At 45.3% G+C, this 18,136-nt stretch carries 16 protein-coding genes and 2 tRNA genes; 16 read left to right on the top strand and 2 right to left on the bottom strand.

The features are described from left to right. Positions 1 to 140: 140 nt before the first annotated feature. The 9 genes from trxB (at position 141) to grdB (ending at position 9,435) form a co-directional block, all read left to right on the top strand. On the top strand, positions 141 to 1,352 hold the full coding sequence (gene trxB, locus AACQ93_RS22715) for a thioredoxin-disulfide reductase (RefSeq protein ID WP_064609107.1): 1,212 nt from the start codon (positions 141 to 143) through the stop codon (positions 1,350 to 1,352). Positions 1,353 to 1,361: 9 nt separating this feature from the next. Continuing rightward, complete coding sequence (gene trxA / locus AACQ93_RS22710; protein ID WP_007464076.1) at positions 1,362 to 1,688, top strand: thioredoxin TrxA; 327 nt, start codon at positions 1,362 to 1,364, stop codon at positions 1,686 to 1,688. Positions 1,689 to 1,876: 188 nt separating this feature from the next. Next, positions 1,877 to 2,344 carry a glycine/sarcosine/betaine reductase complex selenoprotein A gene (grdA, locus tag AACQ93_RS22705; protein ID WP_083882316.1) on the top strand — a complete coding sequence of 156 codons (468 nt, stop codon included), beginning with the start codon at positions 1,877 to 1,879 and terminating at the stop codon, positions 2,342 to 2,344. 14 nt (positions 2,345 to 2,358) lie between these two features. After that, on the top strand, positions 2,359 to 2,823 hold the full coding sequence (grdA, locus tag AACQ93_RS22700) for a glycine/sarcosine/betaine reductase complex selenoprotein A (protein WP_157097639.1): 465 nt from the start codon (positions 2,359 to 2,361) through the stop codon (positions 2,821 to 2,823). A gap of 80 nt (positions 2,824 to 2,903) precedes the next feature. Continuing rightward, positions 2,904 to 4,445 (top strand): glycine/sarcosine/betaine reductase complex component C subunit beta, encoded by a 1,542-nt coding sequence (gene grdC, locus AACQ93_RS22695; protein ID WP_007464080.1) that lies wholly within the window; start codon positions 2,904 to 2,906, stop codon positions 4,443 to 4,445. A 12-nt stretch (positions 4,446 to 4,457) separates the two neighbouring features. Continuing rightward, entirely contained in the window at positions 4,458 to 5,618 is a 1,161-nt protein-coding gene (grdD, locus tag AACQ93_RS22690) for a glycine/sarcosine/betaine reductase complex component C subunit alpha (protein WP_064609105.1), read from the top strand. Positions 5,619 to 5,742: 124 nt separating this feature from the next. Then, a complete protein-coding gene (gene selD, locus AACQ93_RS22685) occupies positions 5,743 to 6,789 on the top strand; it encodes a selenide, water dikinase SelD (protein ID WP_083882317.1) in 1,047 nt (348 codons plus the stop codon). Between the two features lie 40 nt (positions 6,790 to 6,829). Beyond that, complete coding sequence (locus AACQ93_RS22680; protein WP_007464087.1) at positions 6,830 to 8,122, top strand: glycine/sarcosine/betaine reductase component B subunit; 1,293 nt, start codon at positions 6,830 to 6,832, stop codon at positions 8,120 to 8,122. A gap of 14 nt (positions 8,123 to 8,136) precedes the next feature. Beyond that, the gene (grdB, locus tag AACQ93_RS22675; RefSeq protein WP_083882318.1) at positions 8,137 to 9,435 is read left to right on the top strand and encodes a glycine reductase complex selenoprotein B; all 1,299 of its coding nucleotides are present in this window, start codon (positions 8,137 to 8,139) and stop codon (positions 9,433 to 9,435) included. Between the two features lie 237 nt (positions 9,436 to 9,672). On the opposite strand, the gene AACQ93_RS22670 is transcribed toward grdB, so the two are convergent. Continuing rightward, positions 9,673 to 10,098 (bottom strand): GrdX family protein, encoded by a 426-nt coding sequence (locus AACQ93_RS22670; RefSeq protein WP_064609103.1) that lies wholly within the window; start codon positions 10,096 to 10,098, stop codon positions 9,673 to 9,675. Positions 10,099 to 10,512: 414 nt separating this feature from the next. Here AACQ93_RS22670 and AACQ93_RS22665 point away from each other — a divergent pair. The 4 genes from AACQ93_RS22665 to selB all read left to right on the top strand — a co-directional run bounded on the left by AACQ93_RS22665 (position 10,513) and on the right by selB (position 14,338). Further along, positions 10,513 to 10,604: transfer RNA gene (locus tag AACQ93_RS22665), tRNA-Sec, on the top strand. 145 nt (positions 10,605 to 10,749) lie between these two features. Next, positions 10,750 to 10,841 (top strand) — tRNA-Sec (locus tag AACQ93_RS22660). Positions 10,842 to 11,168: 327 nt separating this feature from the next. Beyond that, positions 11,169 to 12,536, top strand: a complete 1,368-nt coding sequence (gene selA, locus AACQ93_RS22655) for an L-seryl-tRNA(Sec) selenium transferase (RefSeq protein WP_007464091.1) — start codon at positions 11,169 to 11,171, stop codon at positions 12,534 to 12,536. Next, positions 12,533 to 14,338 carry a selenocysteine-specific translation elongation factor gene (selB, locus tag AACQ93_RS22650; protein ID WP_064609101.1) on the top strand — a complete coding sequence of 602 codons (1,806 nt, stop codon included), beginning with the start codon at positions 12,533 to 12,535 and terminating at the stop codon, positions 14,336 to 14,338. Before selA ends, selB begins: the two co-directional genes overlap by 4 nt. 112 nt (positions 14,339 to 14,450) lie before the next feature. Here selB and AACQ93_RS22645 read toward each other — a convergent pair whose 3' ends face one another. After that, positions 14,451 to 15,635: a hypothetical protein gene (locus tag AACQ93_RS22645; protein ID WP_064609099.1), complete on the bottom strand. Its 1,185-nt coding sequence runs from the start codon at positions 15,633 to 15,635 to the stop codon at positions 14,451 to 14,453. A gap of 506 nt (positions 15,636 to 16,141) precedes the next feature. Here AACQ93_RS22645 and AACQ93_RS22640 point away from each other — a divergent pair. The 3 genes from AACQ93_RS22640 to AACQ93_RS22630 all read left to right on the top strand — a co-directional run bounded on the left by AACQ93_RS22640 (position 16,142) and on the right by AACQ93_RS22630 (position 18,131). Next, positions 16,142 to 16,777, top strand: coding sequence for a winged helix-turn-helix domain-containing protein (locus AACQ93_RS22640; RefSeq protein WP_064609097.1), 636 nt, complete (start codon positions 16,142 to 16,144; stop codon positions 16,775 to 16,777). Further along, positions 16,762 to 17,241 carry a hypothetical protein gene (locus AACQ93_RS22635; RefSeq protein WP_064609095.1) on the top strand — a complete coding sequence of 160 codons (480 nt, stop codon included), beginning with the start codon at positions 16,762 to 16,764 and terminating at the stop codon, positions 17,239 to 17,241. Before AACQ93_RS22640 ends, AACQ93_RS22635 begins: the two co-directional genes overlap by 16 nt. 131 nt (positions 17,242 to 17,372) lie before the next feature. Beyond that, a complete protein-coding gene (locus tag AACQ93_RS22630; RefSeq protein ID WP_064609093.1) occupies positions 17,373 to 18,131 on the top strand; it encodes a DUF1007 family protein in 759 nt (252 codons plus the stop codon). The last annotated feature ends 5 nt before the right edge of the window (positions 18,132 to 18,136 follow it).

Below are 18,136 nucleotides of genomic sequence, written 5' to 3'. Positions count from 1 at the left end.
CCGCAGGGCTTAATAGGTCTGCGTTGTAAAACTGATTTGTTTTGAAGTGTCATAACTAGTCCAAATAAATAAAGCCTTATATAGATGCTGAGTTTGGTTTAGATGACATGTGTTAGTGAAAATAAAAATCGGTGAAAAATATGTCAGAACTATACGATGTCATAATTATTGGTGGTGGCTCAGGCGGTATGTCTGCCGGTGTTTACGCAGCCCGCGGAAAAATGAAGACGCTTATTATTGAAGATAAGCGCAATACAGGCGGTCAGGCAGCAACAACAAGCGAAATGGAAAACTACCCAGGCATTCTGGAAGCAACTGGTCCGCAGCTGATGGATATGTTCCGTGACCACTGTAATAAGTTTGGTGTCGAGTTTGCCCGCGGTTTGATCACAGATATCAGCATCGCTGAAGACGGCTTCATCAAAACACTGAAAACCAGCAAAGGTGAAGAGTTCCAGACTAAAAGTATCATCGTTGCAACCGGTGCAACACCTCGAATCCTTGGCATCAAGGGTGAATCGGAGTTCCGTGGTAAAGGTGTTTCTTACTGTGCAACGTGTGATGCAGACTTCTATGAAGAACTGGATGTTGTGGTAGTTGGTTCAGGTAACACTGCGGTTGAAGAATCCGTATTCCTGACCAAGTTCGTTAACAAAGTCACCATGATTGTACTGCATGATCAGGGCATTCTGGATGCGGATCGTACCGCTCAGGAACAGGCTTTCGCCAACGATAAGATTGAGTTCGTATGGAACTCTGTGGTGGAAGAAATCTGCGGTGATGAGTTGGTTAACGGTGTGAAACTGAAGAACCTGAAAACAGGTGAAATCAGTGAACTGACTACAGACGGTGTGTTCATGTTTGTCGGTACTGTGCCGAAGACAGATTTCGTTAAGGATCTGATTGAACTGACTCCGCAAGGCTATGTGATCACCAACGAGAAGCAGGAAACCAGCGTACCGGGTATTTTCGCGGCTGGTGACGTAACCGATAAATTCCTGCGTCAGGTAGTAACAGCCGCCGGTGATGGTGCGGTAGCAGCAGTAGCAGCAGACCGTTACATCGAAGAAGAAGAAAACTGGCGCAAGTCTGTGGCTGAGTTTGGCGGCACTGCAATGGTGGCATTCTGGAACCCGCTGAGCAAAGAGAGCCTTGATGTAATCAACGAGCTTGAAGAGCATTGTAAAGAGCACCCTGAACAGCGTGTGGTGACTATCGATACCTATAAGAGCCAGAACATTGCCAACCGCTTCAATGTAAAAGAAGTGCCGGTCGTAATTCGATTTGACGCTGGGCAGGAAGCCAAGCGTGTGGATGTGAAGGATATCGCTGAGTTAGAAACTCTGTATTAAGGAAAAACAATGATCGAATTAAGCAAAGAGAACTTCGATTCTGAAGTGAATATTGAAGGCGTCGTTCTTGTTGATTTTTGGAGCGAAAACTGTGGCCGCTGCATTGAACTGATGCCAGACGTAATGAAACTGGCTGAGAAATACGGCGAAGACATCAAATTCTGCAAGCTGAACATTCAGGGCAACCGCCGTTTGGCTATGGCGCAGAAAGTGATGGGCCTGCCTTCAATCGTTTTCTACAAGAACGGTGAAAAAGTAAAGCACCTATCTGGTGAAGAGCTTGAGATCGAAGAGATCGCACAAGAAGTAGAAAGCTTCATCGCTGAAAAAGCGTAAGGCTGAACCGGTCTCGCAGAGAGGCTGATAGAAAGAATTTGTATTTAATAGGTTATCTGACCTGTTGGCACAAATAAAAAGCATGGTGTTTGAGGATTTATTCTTGTTCCCACGCTTTTAGTTAAACCCATGTTATCGCAGTTATCTGCCTAACATGACCTTAGTAATCTGTACCCTTGGAGTGAAAAATGCTCAAAGATAAGAAAGTAGTTATCTTGGGAGACAGAGACGGTGTACCAGGACAGGCTATCGAAGCTTGTATCAAATCTGCTGGCGCACATGTTCTATTCTCCACTACTGAGTGTTTCGTCTGAACCAGCGCAGGTGCTATGGATCTGGAAAACCAAAAGAGGATTAAAGGTTTTGCTGACGAGTTCGGCCCAGAGAATCTGGTAGTCGTACTTGGTGGCGCTGAAGCAGAAGCTTCAGGCCTGGCTTGTGAAACCGTTACAAACGGCGATCCTACTTTTGCCGGACCATTAGCCGGAGTCCAGTTAGGACTCTCTTGTTATCATGTGGTTGAGCCGGAAATTAAAGACAATGTGGATCCTGCAGTCTACGACGAGCAGGTAAGCATGATGGAAATGGTACTTGATGTCGATGCCATCGTGGCAGAGGTTAAAGAGTATCGTGAGCAATTTGGTAAGTATGTTTAATCGGGAGAAAGATTGTGTTCGCTAATAAGACAGTGATCATTCTCGGAGACCGCGATGGCGTACCTGGTCAGGCAATCGAAGCTTGCATGAAAACTACAGGTGCTCACGTTGCTTTCTCTACTACAGAATGTTTCGTCTGAACAAGCGCTGGCGCAATGGATCTTGAGAACCAAAAGCGGATTAAAGCCCTAGCCGATGAAAAAGGCGCCGAGAATCTGGTTGTGATTCTGGGTGGCGCAGAAGCAGAAGCTTCTGGCCTGGCTTGCGAAACCGTCACCACCGGCGATCCGACTTTTGCAGGACCATTGGCGGGAGTCCAGTTAGGACTTTCTTGTTATCACGTGGTTGAAGACGAAGTTAAAAATGCCGTCGATCCGGCTGTTTATGAAGAGCAGGTTGGAATGATGGAAATGGTACTTGATGTCGATGCTATCAAAGCGGAAATGCAACAATACCGCAGCGAAACTGCATTAGCATAAGTATATCTCAATGCTGGTTCGGATCTGTTTTCCAACAGGCAGGTTCGAACCTTTTATCCGGCTCGGATGCAGGAGTAACAATGGGATACGCAGTAATTAAAGGCGTGAGCTACGTGCTCGCCCATACCCCAGATGTGTTGATTCAACACGGTTCTGTGCAAGTACAGACTCGGGCAAAAGACCCGTCAGACAGCTACTTGCAGCAACTGAACGCTCACCTTCGCCCATACGAAGATGTTGTATCATACCCAGCGAACCAGTGTTATATCGGTAACCTTACCCCCCAGCAATTAGCAGAGATCCCACAGCCTTGGTATGAGAATAAAGAACATACTTCTCAGCAGGGCAAGTTCGGTGAAATCTACTGCCAGGAACTATTTTACGCCATGTTAAACCACGTTGACGTGTTTAACCTGGTTTACTTTACCCCTGAGTTCATCGAAACCTACCAGGAAAAGATCAGCCACCACCCACTTTACGGTGACGTCGATTTGATGGCTGGTCATCAGGTAATCTCAAAAGATGAGATTCTGGCGATGGCTGAGAATCATCAGGCTGAAGTGCTGATGATGAACGGTGAACTTGCGGGCTGTGTGAAAGCAGCACACGACGAAGATGAAAACCTGTCTGCACACATCATGCTGGAAAACCTTTGTACTAAGGCATCCGGTGTAATGTCTGCAATGCACCTGAAGCAGCAGGGCATCGATCTTGAGTCGGTTGAATACATCATTGAATGTTCAGAAGAAGCATGCGGTGATATTAACCAGCGCGGTGGCGGTAACTTTGCTAAAGCTATCGGTGAAGTTGTTGGTTGTACCATGGCATCAGGCTCTGACGTTCGTGGTTTCTGTGCAGCACCTGCACACGCAATGACTCAGGCTTCAGCACTGGTTAAAGCGGGTATCTTCAAGAATGTTATGGTTGTCGCCGGTGGCGCAGTTGCCAAACTGGGCATGAACGGCCGTGACCATGTTAAACATGACATGCCGGTTCTGGAAGACTGCCTGGCTGGTTTTGCCTGCCTGGTTAGCGAGAACGATGGCGTAAGCCCTGAAATCAACACTGATATCGTGGGTCGTCACCAGATCGGTACTGGTTCATCTCCACAGGCAGTAATGACTGCGCTGATTGCCAACCCGCTGAAAGCAGCCGGTATGGCAATGACAGATGTCGACAAATACTCCGTCGAAATGCAAAACCCTGAAATCACTAAGCCTGCCGGCGCAGGTAACGTGCCAGAATCAAACTATAAGATGATTGCGGCACTGGCAGTGAAAGAAGGCCAACTGGAACGTACTCAGCTTCCTAGCTTCGTTCAGGAACACGGTATGACTGGCTTTGCGCCAACTCAGGGCCACATCCCGTCAGGTGTTCCGTTCCTTGGCTTCGGCCGCGAAATGATCATGAACGGCGACATCAACAACTTCATGATGGTCGGTAAGGGCAGCTTGTTCCTTGGCCGTATGACTAACCTGTTCGATGGTCTGAGCTTTGTTGTTCAGAAGAACAGCGGCAAGCAGAGTGAAGTATTCGACGAGGCTCAGGTTAAACAGGTAGTTGCTCAGGCAATGCGTGATGTAGCTGAGAACTTGCTTAATCGTGAACAGGGCGAGCAGTAATCGGAGGTTGCTATGAGTAACATCAATCGACAACTTTCCGACACCTTCAACGCCATGGCTGATGGCCTGCTGAGTGGGCAGTTCGGTAAGAAACTGCGTATCGGCCTGACTTTGGCTGGTAGCGAACATGGCCCTGAAGAACTGCTTCGTGGTGCTCAACTGGCCGCTCGCCAGTACAGCGACATCGAACCTGTTCTCATCGGTTGCGAAGGTCCTGACTGTGGTTTTGAGTGCTATCCGGCAGCGGACCTGCACGAATGCCACCAGGTGATGGAAAAACTGTTTGCCGACAAGAAAATTGATGGCTGTGTAACTTTGCACTATGCCTTCCCGCTGGGTGTCAGCACCATGGGTAAAGTTGTTACCCCTGGTATCGGTCGCGAAATGATTATCGCATCAACTACCGGTACCTCTGATACCAACCGTCAGGCAGCGATGCTGAAAAATACCATCTACGGTATTGCGTTGGCGAAAGCCTGCGGCATTGAAAAGCCAACTGTTGGTGTGCTGAACATTGATGGCGAAGCGTTGTGCGAAAGAAGCCTGCGTGAACTGGCCGATGCGGGTTATGACATCAACTTTGCAGAGTCAGCACGTGCTGACGGCGGCATCGCAATGCGCGGTAACGACCTGCTGCAAGGTACACCTGATGTCATGGTAACAGACAGCCTGACCGGTAACCTTCTGATGAAGATGTTCTCATCCTTTACCACTGGTGGTAGCTACGAAGCTTCAGGCTACGGCTACGGTCCTGGTTTGGGTGAGGGCGCAGACAAGCTGGTAAATATCATCTCGAGAGCGTCTGGCGCACCGGTTGTGGCAGGAGCCATGAGATTGTGTGCTGACGCAGCAAAAGGGAATGTTATGAAGCGTGTCGATGAAGAGTGGGAAGCCGCATCACTGGCAGGTTTGAATAGCGCGCTGGCTAAGTACAAGCAGCCAAAGCAACCAACAGAAGCGAAGGCTGAAGTGACCGCGCCACCTGAGAAGGTGACAGACGCAGACATCGGCGGTATCGATATCCTTGAGATTGAAGATGCCTGCCAGGTGCTGTGGAAAGCGAACATTTTTGCCCGCACAGGTATGGGCTGTACTGGTCCTATCGTACTGGTTGCAAAAGAAGATTTGGAACAGGCCAAAGCAGTGTTAACTGAAGCGAAATACATTGGTTAATACCGGCAAAGCCTGACAAGGTTCCAGCCAGTCCAATTCGATAGTAATAGAAAGAAATAAACGTGAGCGCGAAATCGGCAGCTCGGAGAGTAGCGCTCTTGCCGTCCGCTGTAAGGATTTAGAAATGACAGATTCAGTAGTACGTCTGACGCAGATGACCAAAAAAGCTGGGTGAGCCGCTAAAATTGGCCCTAAGGCCATGGCGCAGGTTCTGCGTTCCATTTCACCCCTATTTCCCCAACAAGCATATCCTGATCTGATGGTTGGGTTGACGGTAAGTGATGATGCTGCCGTCTACAAAATCACTGACGATGTTGCTGTGATTCAAACATTGGACTTTTTTACTCCAATCGTTGATGACCCGTACGACTTTGGTGCCATTGCCGCCGCAAATGCGTTGAGCGATGTGTATGCCATGGGCGGACAGGTAACATTGGCAATGAACATCTTTTGTGTTCCCGGTGATCTTCCTGAAGAGATCGTTGGCCAGATCCTCAAAGGTGGTGCGGAGAAAGTCCGTGAAGCTGGCGCGGTATTGGTCGGTGGTCACACCGTCGAAGACAGCGAACCAAAATTCGGTTTGTCTGTCATGGGTACAATTCATCCTTCCAAAGTGCAAACCAAAGCTGCCGTTGAAAACGGCGACGTTCTGGTACTGACCAAGCCAATTGGTACCGGCTTGATTTCAACCGCTGCAAAACGGGGTAAGGCGAGTCAGAAGGCGATTAAAGCCTCAACAGACAGCATGAAAAAGCTTAACCGTAAAGCGGCGGAGATTTTTGCCCGGTATCCGGTGAAAGCCTGTACTGATGTGACTGGTTATTCGTTGTTAGGCCATGCATTAGAAATGGCTGAAAAGAGCGAAGTGTGCATGCACTTTAACGCAACACAGGTACCGTTCCTTACTGAAGCTGAAGATTACGCCGAGCAAGGCCTGTTCCCAGGCGGAGCTAAGCGCAACCTGGATGCCTACAAGGAAGATATTGAGTTTGCCTCTGAACTGGATGAAATCTGGCATAGCAAGCTATGTTGCCCGGAAACTTCCGGCGGCTTGCTGGCAGCTGTACCTAAAGATTGTCTGGATGCTTTATTGACTGAATTTAGCAATTGTGAAGAACCATGTTGGGTTGTCGGCAACGCCGAAAACGGTAGCGGCATTAAGGTTTCCTGAAGCCGCCCTGAACCCAATTGACGCTTGTTTGGAGATATAAATGAAACTCGAACTAGGCAACATTCATGTTCGCGATCTGGCTTTCGGGCCGGTGAGCGAAGTAAAAGAAAACACCGTGGTGATCGATCAGCAAGCCCTGACCGGCTACTTGTCAGAATTGGATCACCGTATCCGCTCTATTGAGCTATCAATCGCGAAACCTGGTGACAGCATCCGCATCATGCCAGTGAAAGATGCGATTGAACCTCGCGTGAAAGTGAGTGGTGCAGGTAGCATCTTCCCTGGACGTCACCTAGGTGAAGAAGCAATGGTGGGTGAAGGTCGTACACACGTTCTGAAAGGTATGGCTGTTATCACTACTGGTGAGGTTGTCGGTTTCCAGGAAGGTATCCTGGATATGAGCGGCCCTGGTGCAGATTACACTCCATTCTCCTCAACCATGAACCTGGTTATCCAGTGTGAAGTGGATGACTCTTGCGACCAGTACGATCACGAAGGTGTACTTCGTCTGGTTGGTTTGGAAGCAGGTCGCTGGATTGGTAAGTTGGCTGCTGATGTAGAGCCAGACGAGATCCACACTTACGAAACTAAGCCTCTGCTGGAGCAGGCTGCTGAGTATCCTAACTTGCCAAAAGTTGGTTATGTTTACATGCTTCAGAGCCAAGGCCTTCTACACGACACTTACTGCTACGGTGTTGATGTGAAAGGCATGTTGCCAACACTGCTGTACCCAACAGAAGTAATGGATGGCGCAATCATCAGTGGTAACTGCGTATCTGCGTGTGATAAGAACACCAGTTTTGTTCACCAAAACAGCCCGGTTATTTATGACCTGTACCGTCACCACGGTTCGAAGTACAACTTCATGGGCGTAATTGTCACTAACGAAAACGTGACTCTGCGTGATAAAGAACGTTCTTCTAACTACGTTGTTAAGCTTGCTAAGCAAATGGGCTGGGATGCAGCAATCGTTAGTGAGGAAGGCTTCGGTAACCCTGACGCTGACCTTATGATGAACTGTGCCAAGCTAGAAGCTGCTGGTATCAAGACAGTTCTGCTGACTGACGAATACGCTGGTCAGAACGGTGAAAGCCAGTCACTTGCTGACTCTCACAAGAGTGCAGACGCAGTAGTTACTAACGGTAACGCAAACCAGTTGGTAACACTTCCTGCAATGGACAAAGTGATCGGTCACGACCGTTACGCTGATATGGTTGCTGGTGGTTTCCAGGGCAGCTTGCATGAAGATGGCTCTATCACGGTTGAGATACAAGCTATTCTTAGCGCAACCAGTGAACTTGGCTACCATAACCTGACCACCAAAGCAAGCTAAGCGAGGATACTCACATGACATTGAAAGTCGTTTACTATTTGAACCAGTTCTTCGCTCAGAAAGGTGGCGAAGAAATGGCCCACACTCCAATGGAAGTGACTGAGGGCACCATCGGTGTTGGTACTCAGGTTAACACCATGCTGGGTGAAAAGGCTGAAGTTACTCATACCATTGTTTGTGGTGACTCATACTTCAACGAAAATGAAAGCCTGTGCTGCCATAACCTTCAGGAAATTCTGGCATCACTGAAACCTGACTTGGTTATTGCCGGTCCTGCTTTCAACGCCGGCCGTTACGGCATGGCTTGTGGTACGGTAGCTAAAGTTGCTCACGAAATGGGCATCACTACTATCACAGGTATGTACCCTGAAAACCCTGGTTACGAACTGTTCCGTCAGTACGCTTACATGGTTGAAACAGGCAACAGCGCAGCAAGCATGCGTAAAGCTATTCCTGCGATGGTTAAACTGATTAACCGTTATGTTGAAACAGATGGCGAACTAGGATCACCAGAAGAAGCTGGCTATATGCCTCGCGGTATCCGCCTAAACTTCTTTGCTGAAAAACGTGGTGCAGAGCGTGCAGTTGATTTGTTGATTGCCAAGCTTGCCGGTTCTGAGTTCACAACAGAATACCCAATGCCGGCATTTGACCGTGTTGAACCTCAGCCACCAGTTGAAATGATGAGCACAGCTAAGATTGCGCTTGTTACTTCAGGCGGTGTTGTTCCTAAGGGCAACCCAGACCATATTGAATCATCAAGTGCTTCTAAGTACGGTGAATACAGCATTGCTGGTCTTGAAGCGCTAACGGCAGAGACTCATGAAACAGCACACGGCGGATATGACCCAGTTGCTTGCAACCAAGACCCTAACCGAGTTCTTCCAGTCGACGTGTTGCGAGACATGGAAAGAGAAGGAGTTATCGGTAGCCTCCATGACATGTTCTACACCACGGTCGGTAATGGTACGGCGGTCGCGAAGGCGAAAGAATACGGCGCTGAGATTGCGATGAAACTGCAGAAGGCCGGTGTTACAGCTGCTATCTTTACTTCCACTTGAGGCACTTGTACCCGTTGCGGCGCAACGATGCTAAAAGAAATCGAAAAAGTAATGCCTGTAGTTCACGTTCTAACTGTTGTGCCAATCTCTAAAACAGTTGGTGCAAACCGTATTGTTCCTGCAATTGCGATCCCTCACCCACTGGGTGATCCAAAGATGCAGCCAAAAGAAGAGAAATACGCACGTCGTCAGCTAGTTGAGAAAGCACTAAATGCGCTTCAGACTAAGATTGATGAGCAAACCGTGTTCTAATTACCTCTTCAGGTAGATGTGAAAGCACTAAAGCCAGCCAGTTATCGGCTGGCTTTTTTTGTGTCTGGGTGTCTGTAGCGAGAATATAAGGCCAAGCTTAGAGCTGAAGTTTAGAGGATACAGATTACTGAACAAAGGTAGAGCAGAGAGGTTACTTTGAAGGGAAGGAGAGAAAGCTCCCCGCATACACGGGGAGCCGAATAGTAGAAAAGCAAAATAGAAGTAGGAAGCGTAAAGTTAGTTCAGTCCCTTAAAGCCAAGCGAGTTTAGACATGACTTAATGAGCTGCAAATCAATGTATTGAAAATCTGAACTTTGTTTTACCGGGAAGTTGGCATTTATCTTATCTTCAGTCAGAGTCAGGTGCTTCGGATTCGTCTTACAGAGGATCTGGTAGCGTTCTATTGCCTGCTCAATTTTATCCAGAGAATCCATATCCAGTTCTTCCTGGCTGTTTAAAATAAGAATGCTGCGATATGGCGTTTCATGAGGTTTAACACTTCCTGCTAACGGGTGGGAAATAAGTTTTCCACCAAGGTGGACCTTATCCCTTACTAACATGAGTACGTCATTAATGTTATTTCTTTGAGTTAATTTAACCTGAGTGTTTAATTCAGCAATGCTTGGGTTGTTGCTGACAATTTCGAGTTTGTCGTATCTCACAATGTTGTCCCTAAACGAATAGTTTCATCAAATTACAATAAGAACTGTTCTGTTGGTTATAAAATATTCAATTGGTTGCTGTTATTATAATGGAACTGGAGTTGATATTAGCGGCTTCAGCTCTTGTTTTTTGCTACTGCTTATTAATATTAGTAAAACTAATCTCTATCATTACATATTTGAATGGGGATATTGTTAATTTGATTATGCTTGTGAATAAAATGTTTTGATTGTGTGTTTATTCTCGAAAATTGAGAAAGGGACTACCGATTAATTAAATCAAAAAATGTTAACCAGTTAACCAAATAGGCAACTGGTTTTATATTTATTTGTGTTTGCTGATGAAGTCACAAATCATAATTCAACTACTTTTAAATCATGATCTTATGCGCTAAATTACACCCATCGAAACACGGAAGTGGATGGGGTCTGGTGGCCCTCCCGGTCTTCAAAACCGACGTGAGCTGAATAGGCTTTGGCAGGTTCGATTCCTGCTCCTTCCGCCAACTCTAACGCAGTTTTTATTACAAAATGTTAGCGTTGGAATATCGATATAAAAGTATATAAGTTACTAAATTGTGTAGTTTATATCGGGGTTGAAATGATGATTACTTGCTTATTTTTATAATCATTTACACCCTATAATAATGCGGAAGTGGATGGGGTCTGGTGGCCCTCCCGGTCTTCAAAACCGACGTGAGCTGAATAGGCTTTGGCAGGTTCGATTCCTGCTCCTTCCGCCAATCTGACTTTTATCTTTGTTTTCACTAAGTCAGGTTGCTGATTATAACAATGGATTCCCTTTTGGCTGTTCATTATTAATTCAGGGTAAGAAGAGTGACGGTGGCAATCATATTCGCCAAACTAATTCAGATTGTTAGTTTTCATCTTTATACTTGTCCCTGAATCTTCTCATAATTTGCCCTCAGAACATTTTCTTGAACAGAAATTGATATAGATTCCCTTTCGGTATTATTGGCTAAATTAAAACTGGTAATAGCTGTTTTTTAATTCTGATTCGGTATCAACGTACTTTCTGTTTTTTGGTTTATCAATATCGGGGCTTGATTATGACAGTAAGCACCTTGTCCTCAATTCCACAAATCGAAAAGATCCTTCAGCAAGCCTTCATATCTCCTTACATCGAGCGGTTGAGTCGTCCAGTAGTGACGGACATTGTTCGTGAGCAGGTGCAGGCTTACAAAAAGAAGCACCTGAGAGATCCTGAAGGTGTACCGTTTTCCCTTGAGCAGCTTTATCACTACATAGAGCAGGCATGTTGGCTGGTGAATCGCCAGCGTTTGCAGAGGGTCATAAACGGAACCGGGGTGATTGTTCATACCAATCTCGGTCGTTCGCCAATTGATGCTGAACTTTGGCAAAGCGTAACTGAAGTTAATACTCACTACAATAACTTGGAGATCGACCTTGCTACCGGTAAACGCGGTAAGCGCAAAGGTATGTTGCAGCAGCTGATGCAATATCTGGTGAAAGGTGAAGACACCCTGGTTGTGAACAACAATGCCTCTTCTATCTATCTTATGCTGCATGAACTGGCTAAAGGGAAAGAAGTGATTGTTTCCCGCGGTGAGCAGATCCAGATCGGCGGCGGCTTTAGGATCCCTGATATCCTGGCACTTTCCGGTGCCAAGCTGGTGGAAGTCGGTACGACTAACATCACGACAACTCAGGATTACCTTGATGCAGTAACCGAAAATACTGCCATGGTTCTGTTGGTTCACACCTCTAATTTTAAGATCCGGGGCTTTACCGAATCGCCGGATGTGAAAGAACTGGCGCAGGCATTGCCGGAGCATGTCATTCTGGCTGTTGATCAGGGCTCAGGTACAACGACAGAATCCATGCCAGATGAGCCAACTGTCGCGAGTTACATTCAGGCGGGTGCAGATTTGGTTTGTTTCTCTGGTGATAAAATTCTGGGTGGTCCGCAGGCCGGTTTGGTGACAGGTAAGCAGCCGTTGATTAAGCAACTTGAAAAGAACCCGATGATGCGGGCTTTCAGGCCGAGCCGAATTGTTTATTCACTGCTTGAAGAACTGGTTGTGAGAAAACTTAACCAACTTGAAAGCGGGCAGGGTGTTGCTGAAAGCAAGAATACCCAGCCGGAAGCGGTGCTTGAGCAAAGAGCTCAGCAGCTTGCAGAAGGTTTTGGCGAGCAGTTGCAGGTTGTCCGCTCTGAAATGACGGTCGGTGGTGGGTCACTGCCGGATCAGAACGATCCTTCCTGGTCTGTCGAGATCAGTCCTGAAAACGGTCGCTATAAGCGCTCAGCCGAGAAATTGCTTGAGGTTATGCGTAACTGGCCGCTGGCAGTTATCGGCGTAATCAAACATGACAAGGTACAGCTGAATATGGCGACCATTTCTGATTCTGAGATTCCTTATTTGCGTGGCCAACTGGCGGAGGTACTGCAATGAGTTATGTTGTCGGAACAGCAGGTCACGTTGACCACGGTAAATCAGCACTGATTAAATCACTGACTGGTATTAATACTGCCCACCTTCCTCAGGAAAAAAAGCGTGGGATGACAATTGATCTCGGTTTTGCCTTCTTTAAGCACCCTAACGGTGAGCCGGTGGGTGTGATTGATGTGCCGGGACACGAACGTTTTATTCGAAACATGGTTGCCGGGGTCTGGAGCCTCGACATGGTCTTGTTCGTAGTTGCCGCCGATGAAGGCTGGATGCAGATGTCAACTGACCACCTCAAAGTGATTGCTGCGATGGGGATTGAAAATGTCACTCTGGTGATCACCAAGTCAGATTTGGTTGATGATGAGATGCTGACATTGGTAGAGGAAGAAGCGCTGGAGCAGTTCCTGGAAATTGCCGGGTTTATTCCTGATTCTATGGTGGTATCTGCACATCAGAATAAAGGGGTTGATGCTCTGCGTCAGCATATCTGCCGTAAGATCGACAAAATGGAAGAGCTGGACGCATCACGTACAGACAGCGAGCGTCAGGCGCATTTGTACATCGACCGTGTGTTTACGGTCAATGGCGTTGGCACAACGGTGACCGGTAGCTTGTGCGGTGGTGAGTTTACCATTGGCCAGAAGCTGTACCTTCAGCCTTCCGGCAGGGAAGTACAGGTGAAGAGTCTGCAGTCCTACCACCAGAATATTGAAACGGCTAAGCCGGTATCACGGGTAGCGATTGGCCTTAAAGGTGTGAAGAAGAGAGACGTAGAGCGTGGCTTCTGCCTGATGGCCTCGAAAGAAGCAGGCTTTATGGTTGATGAAGTCATTATCCGCCTTGATAGCATGCTGTTCGAGAATAAATGTCGTAACAACAGTGAAATTGAAGTTGCCTTCGGTACATTCAATACTCTGGCTAAGGTGTTTGTTTTCAAAGGAACAAACCTTGCCCGCCTTCGTCTCAAAGAGCCTGCATGCTGTTTCTGGAATCAGCGTGCATTGTTGATTCAGCATGGTGGCAGTCGAATTGTTAACTGCGGTGCCATCGTTTGGGGCGGGGCGGTAGAGAAACAACAACGTAGCAAGCTTTATGATCTGCTGATGGACATGCCAGAGAAGCCTGCCTGGGAAAATTACGTCAACATTAACATGGCGCTCTATGGCTATGCTAAGCGGGGCGATCATCAGTTGGATGAAAGTAGCTATAAGGTTTGCGGTGAATGGCTTTTTACCGAAGAGTGCTTTGAACAATCCCATCAGCAGGTTGAGGCTATCCTCCAGCAGGAGCAGATCGACCTGTCGGTGAATGAACTGAGCGGTAAGCTACAACTGCCGGTAGAAACGCTGTCAGCCCTGTTGCAGCAGATGGTAGAAGAAGGCAAGTTGCGCCAGAACGGTGAGTTGTTCTCTTTGGGTAATGGTCGAAGTGAAACTCAGCTTTCACCGGTTGCTAAGCAAATTCTCGATCACATGAGTAAGGCGGAAAAGCAGGGCTTTGAAGCGGATAAAGAAAAGATCCCGGGCGCACAGAAAGAGCTGCGAAATCTGGTGCGTCTTGGTTTTGCTGTACCGCTTGAAGGCAAGATTTACTACGAGAAGAATATCTACGAACAGTTAGTCACAGATCTGATTGATGGTCGTGAGATGGACGAGCGCTTTACCATTGCCGATGCAAGGGAGCGAACCGGTTTATCCCGTAAGTACATGATCCCAGTTCTGAACCGCATGGAATCAGATGGTTGGATCAAACGGGTTGAAAATGATCGCCAGGTGCTGAGAACCTTCGAAGAAGCCGTGGCGTAATTTTGATGGACTGCCTTAATACTGAACCTTAACAATAAGTCTGGTTTAGCTGAGTTCGATAACATAAATCCCTCGATAAACATCGAGGGATTTTTTGTCGCTACGTCATATATTACAAACGGCAACTACTCATCTTAAAGCGATAGTCGTTGCCAATTTCATCATCAAACGTTTCGTTAATGACCTCACCTGCACGCTCAGCCAGGTTCAAGTTCAACTTACTGTAATCTGTTAGGTAAAATGAGATATTTCCGTTATCGTTTTCTGAAGTTGTCTCTCTTACGATGCCATCTGTAAAATCAAAAATATTGATAGTGGCATCCTGCTCACCATTGTATGTGATTTGGATCAGGCCGCTGGGAACAAAGTATTCGTTAGTGTTTTGGTAATAGGTGCCGACATACTTGATTGTTCCTTGTCGTTCCCAATCCAGTGCTTTTTGACCCGAGACTTGACCTTGTGCTCCAACGCCAGCAAAGTGCCAGGTTCCGGAAACGCTGTTTGCTCCGATATTTACAGAAAACTTAGCAATATCGTCATAATCAGGATTGGTGCTTCCAATACTTAGCGGTTGGCTTCCGCCTTTTAATTCCAAAGGCTTACCAAGAATACCAATATGTACATAGTCATCTTGTTCAGATAAAACAGCACCACGGGCACGAAGTCCTACAGGATCAATTGCGACTCCAAATAGACCGCTGTCATCACCATTGTATTCACCATAATAAACGCCACTAATATTGCATCTTAGCGTTTCATTAAAATGTTCTATGGCTTGTTGAGCACTAGGTATGTTGATATCGATGTATTGAGATAACAGTGTCGAAATATCATTTACACCTTGGTCTGATGTTATGTCGATATTACTCATGTCGACATCGTTTGAAAGGTATGCGCGTAACCTTTCGCTTATTTGAATTCCGTTTTCAGGGGCTTTATCTTTATCTAACGCCATTAAAACACGTACCATGTTCACGTTTTCAGTGTCAGATGGGTAAAGAAGGTTTGTCATTTCAATCGGCGTAACAATCGGACCCGCATCAGCCTCGCCAAGCGATAGCGAGCCGATCGAAAACTTGATCTTTTCTCCTTCTTTGTACTGAAATCGACCTGCACTTTCTGTAACCCCTGCCTGTGATTCCGTACGATAAGTCACGCCACTGACGGCTGCATCTCTAAAATATCCAGTGTTAACTGTTTTCTCTGTATTAGTGTTTTCATTTGTAGAACCACTACCACACCCCTGTAGGTATAATGCACTTAGTATTAATGCTAGTGCTGTTTTATTTGTTTTCATAGCTATCTCCGATAAGGCTAATTTTAGTGTTAATGAAAACACAAGTTCAAAAACTAATGGGTATAGTGAATCCCATTAGAAAAACACAGTGTAAAATCACTGTATTTATGTGATTTTTGTAATCGACTTCAGCACTGGTGCTATTTTGAAAATATTTAATTGGGATTGGTTTTTTAAATCCCACATAAAAGTCTTCTACTTGAAAGTTAGAAGTGACAATTTAACTGTCACGTTCCTTATACATACACGTATTTCATTGCAATCAGCGTAACTTGTAGCGGTAAACTACGAACTTTTTATGCTTTGGTAAAATAATCAATCAATAATTAAAAAATTAATCCTTTAAATACAATTGCTTATGCATTTTGTGGTTCAGCATGCACTTAGTTGTGTAAGTTTTTTGTTTTGAGAACGTCATCACAAAATTTGTTTATTGTTGTGTAAATCTTGTGATGTGTTTTTGAGGTTGTTTATAATTGATGCCTATATCAATAGGTCACTGTTTTATGAAAATAAATATAACGAGTAATATTTATCTCGATATGGAAATGTTGAGAGTTGTGTGTTTTGATGACGAGAGCAGTGAATCTTTTTATAAGCTATCGCCATCGGAGGCCAATATTTTAAGCTATCTTGTTGATAGAAATGGTCAATTAGTCTCGAAGGATGAGTTGGTAGCGTTTGGGTGGAATGGCAGGGTTGTGGGGAACAACTCTTTAAATGTTGCAATTCACAACTTAAGGAAGGTGCTATCTGTCAGTGAAGATATAAAATTGGAAAACATACCTAGAAGAGGATATGTTTATTCTAGCAGTTACATTGAATATGATAATAGGGAAGTCGTCTCTACAAATAAAGAGCGAGTTAATATCAATGTGCGGCATGGAAATCTTATCAGTAGGAAGACCTTTCAGTTCATTAGACTAATGATACTCGTGATTGCTAATCTGGTATTTTTCAGGTTTTATCTGATGATATATATAGATGTTGTTGATGTGGAATGTAAGAGAAATAATTTAGGTATTGCCTGTTACTCTAAAGATAGTGCAATTGGTGCGCATGTTGACGATATAAGTAAAGGGGTTAGTGTTTTGTCTGAGTTAAACTCCACAAATAAGGAGATAACATGGTCAAAACTATAATGAAAAGTTTAAAGTTACTTTTAATCGCTAATGTTATTTTTTCGACCGTCTTTATCACTTTGGTTTATGTTAATGGTCTCGGTTGTCGCTTTTCAATGAAGTATTGGTTGCCTGATACTCCATTTGATGTTTATGCCACTTGTCACGCAGGAACTGTGAACCTAAGAGTTTCTGATAAAGAAAAACCGTCCAATACTATTTTGGAGCTTGAAGGATTACTATTTCCTATTTTTGATTATCAGATGGTATATGTAAAAGAAATTGATACAAAAAATTTAAATCAAACAGAACAATATCCATTTAAAGTTGGTTTGGAAAATAATTTTTTAATGAGTTCAGCTATAAAAAGGTTTAATCATAAGTGGGTGGGTGTGTTTGCAAGTAGTCCGATTGATATCGCTTATCTTGCTCAGATCGATGGCTATCTCAATATGCAGGATCGGTTGAGACTTAAGCAGGATTGACACAGTGTTGTATCGTCTGATTTTACCTGCATTATTAAATAATCACTTATGGTGGTGATTGTTGGGTTTAACTTTTTGTAATAATTGTAAGTTATGTTATAACATAACTACAAATAAAAGGCGTTAGCATTATGAAAAAACACCATCTCCATCACTTTCGGCAACGAACCCATTTATTCAGACGAGTCTCTCGTTTTGTCAGTAATATCTATCGCCAATTATCAAATTACAAACATTTATCTCGATGGCCTCGTAAGAGCCTATTGCTTTGGGCGTTAGCGGTATTTGTGGTGCCGACTGTGCAAGCCCATCCTCATTCCTGGGTTGATATGAAAACCTATATCGAAGGTAAGGATGGGATGATCTCCGGCTTTAAAATGGAGTGGTCTTTTGATGCGATGACCTCGGCTTACATGCTTGATGGTGAAGATGTTTCTTCCGAAAACGAGCAGGAAACCTTTCGTAAGATCTCGGCATCGGTGCTAGAAAATATGAAGTACGAACACTACTTCACTTACTTTTATGATGGCGATAATCCGATTAAGTACAAAGTGGCCCATAGCGAGAAACTAACGCGTGACAGAGCTAAGTTAGTAATCAGTTTTGAGCTTCCTCTTTCAAAGCCAAAGCCAGTTACACGAGATTCGTTGCGTTTATTGATTTTTGAGCCGAGTTACTATGTTGATATGGCGTGGAAATCGGCAAACGATGTTGTCTTGTCGGCTGAGCTTGCCCGCCAATGTCAGCTGGAAATGATTGAGCCTAATCCGACTTCTGAGCAAATGAGCTATGCGATGTCTTTGCCTACTGACGCCGATCCGGATAATGCGCTAGGACAGCTGTTTACCCAGACAGTGAAAATCCATTGTGCTGGTATTCCTGCTGCCTAATGAGT

Origin of the sequence: Photobacterium sp. J15 (assembly GCF_963870815.1) — a bacterium.
In the GTDB taxonomy this organism is placed as follows: domain Bacteria; phylum Pseudomonadota; class Gammaproteobacteria; order Enterobacterales; family Vibrionaceae; genus Photobacterium; species Photobacterium marinum.
The sequence above is the reverse complement of the archived record's forward strand: the minus strand, read 5'-3'. Positions and strand labels throughout refer to the sequence as shown.

Excerpts from the sequence above, each read along its gene's own strand:
- trxB (WP_064609107.1), top strand. The coding sequence starts at position 141 with ATGTCAGAACTATACGATGTCATAATTATTGGTGGTGGCTCAGGCGGT.
- trxA (WP_007464076.1), top strand. The coding sequence starts at position 1,362 with ATGATCGAATTAAGCAAAGAGAACTTCGATTCTGAAGTGAATATTGAA.
- grdC (WP_007464080.1), top strand. The coding sequence starts at position 2,904 with ATGGGATACGCAGTAATTAAAGGCGTGAGCTACGTGCTCGCCCATACC.
- grdD (WP_064609105.1), top strand. The coding sequence starts at position 4,458 with ATGAGTAACATCAATCGACAACTTTCCGACACCTTCAACGCCATGGCT.
- AACQ93_RS22680 (WP_007464087.1), top strand. The coding sequence starts at position 6,830 with ATGAAACTCGAACTAGGCAACATTCATGTTCGCGATCTGGCTTTCGGG.
- selA (WP_007464091.1), top strand. The coding sequence starts at position 11,169 with ATGACAGTAAGCACCTTGTCCTCAATTCCACAAATCGAAAAGATCCTT.
- selB (WP_064609101.1), top strand. The coding sequence starts at position 12,533 with ATGAGTTATGTTGTCGGAACAGCAGGTCACGTTGACCACGGTAAATCA.
- AACQ93_RS22645 (WP_064609099.1), bottom strand. The coding sequence starts at position 15,635 with ATGAAAACAAATAAAACAGCACTAGCATTAATACTAAGTGCATTATAC.
- AACQ93_RS22640 (WP_064609097.1), top strand. The coding sequence starts at position 16,142 with ATGAAAATAAATATAACGAGTAATATTTATCTCGATATGGAAATGTTG.
- AACQ93_RS22635 (WP_064609095.1), top strand. The coding sequence starts at position 16,762 with ATGGTCAAAACTATAATGAAAAGTTTAAAGTTACTTTTAATCGCTAAT.
- AACQ93_RS22630 (WP_064609093.1), top strand. The coding sequence starts at position 17,373 with ATGAAAAAACACCATCTCCATCACTTTCGGCAACGAACCCATTTATTC.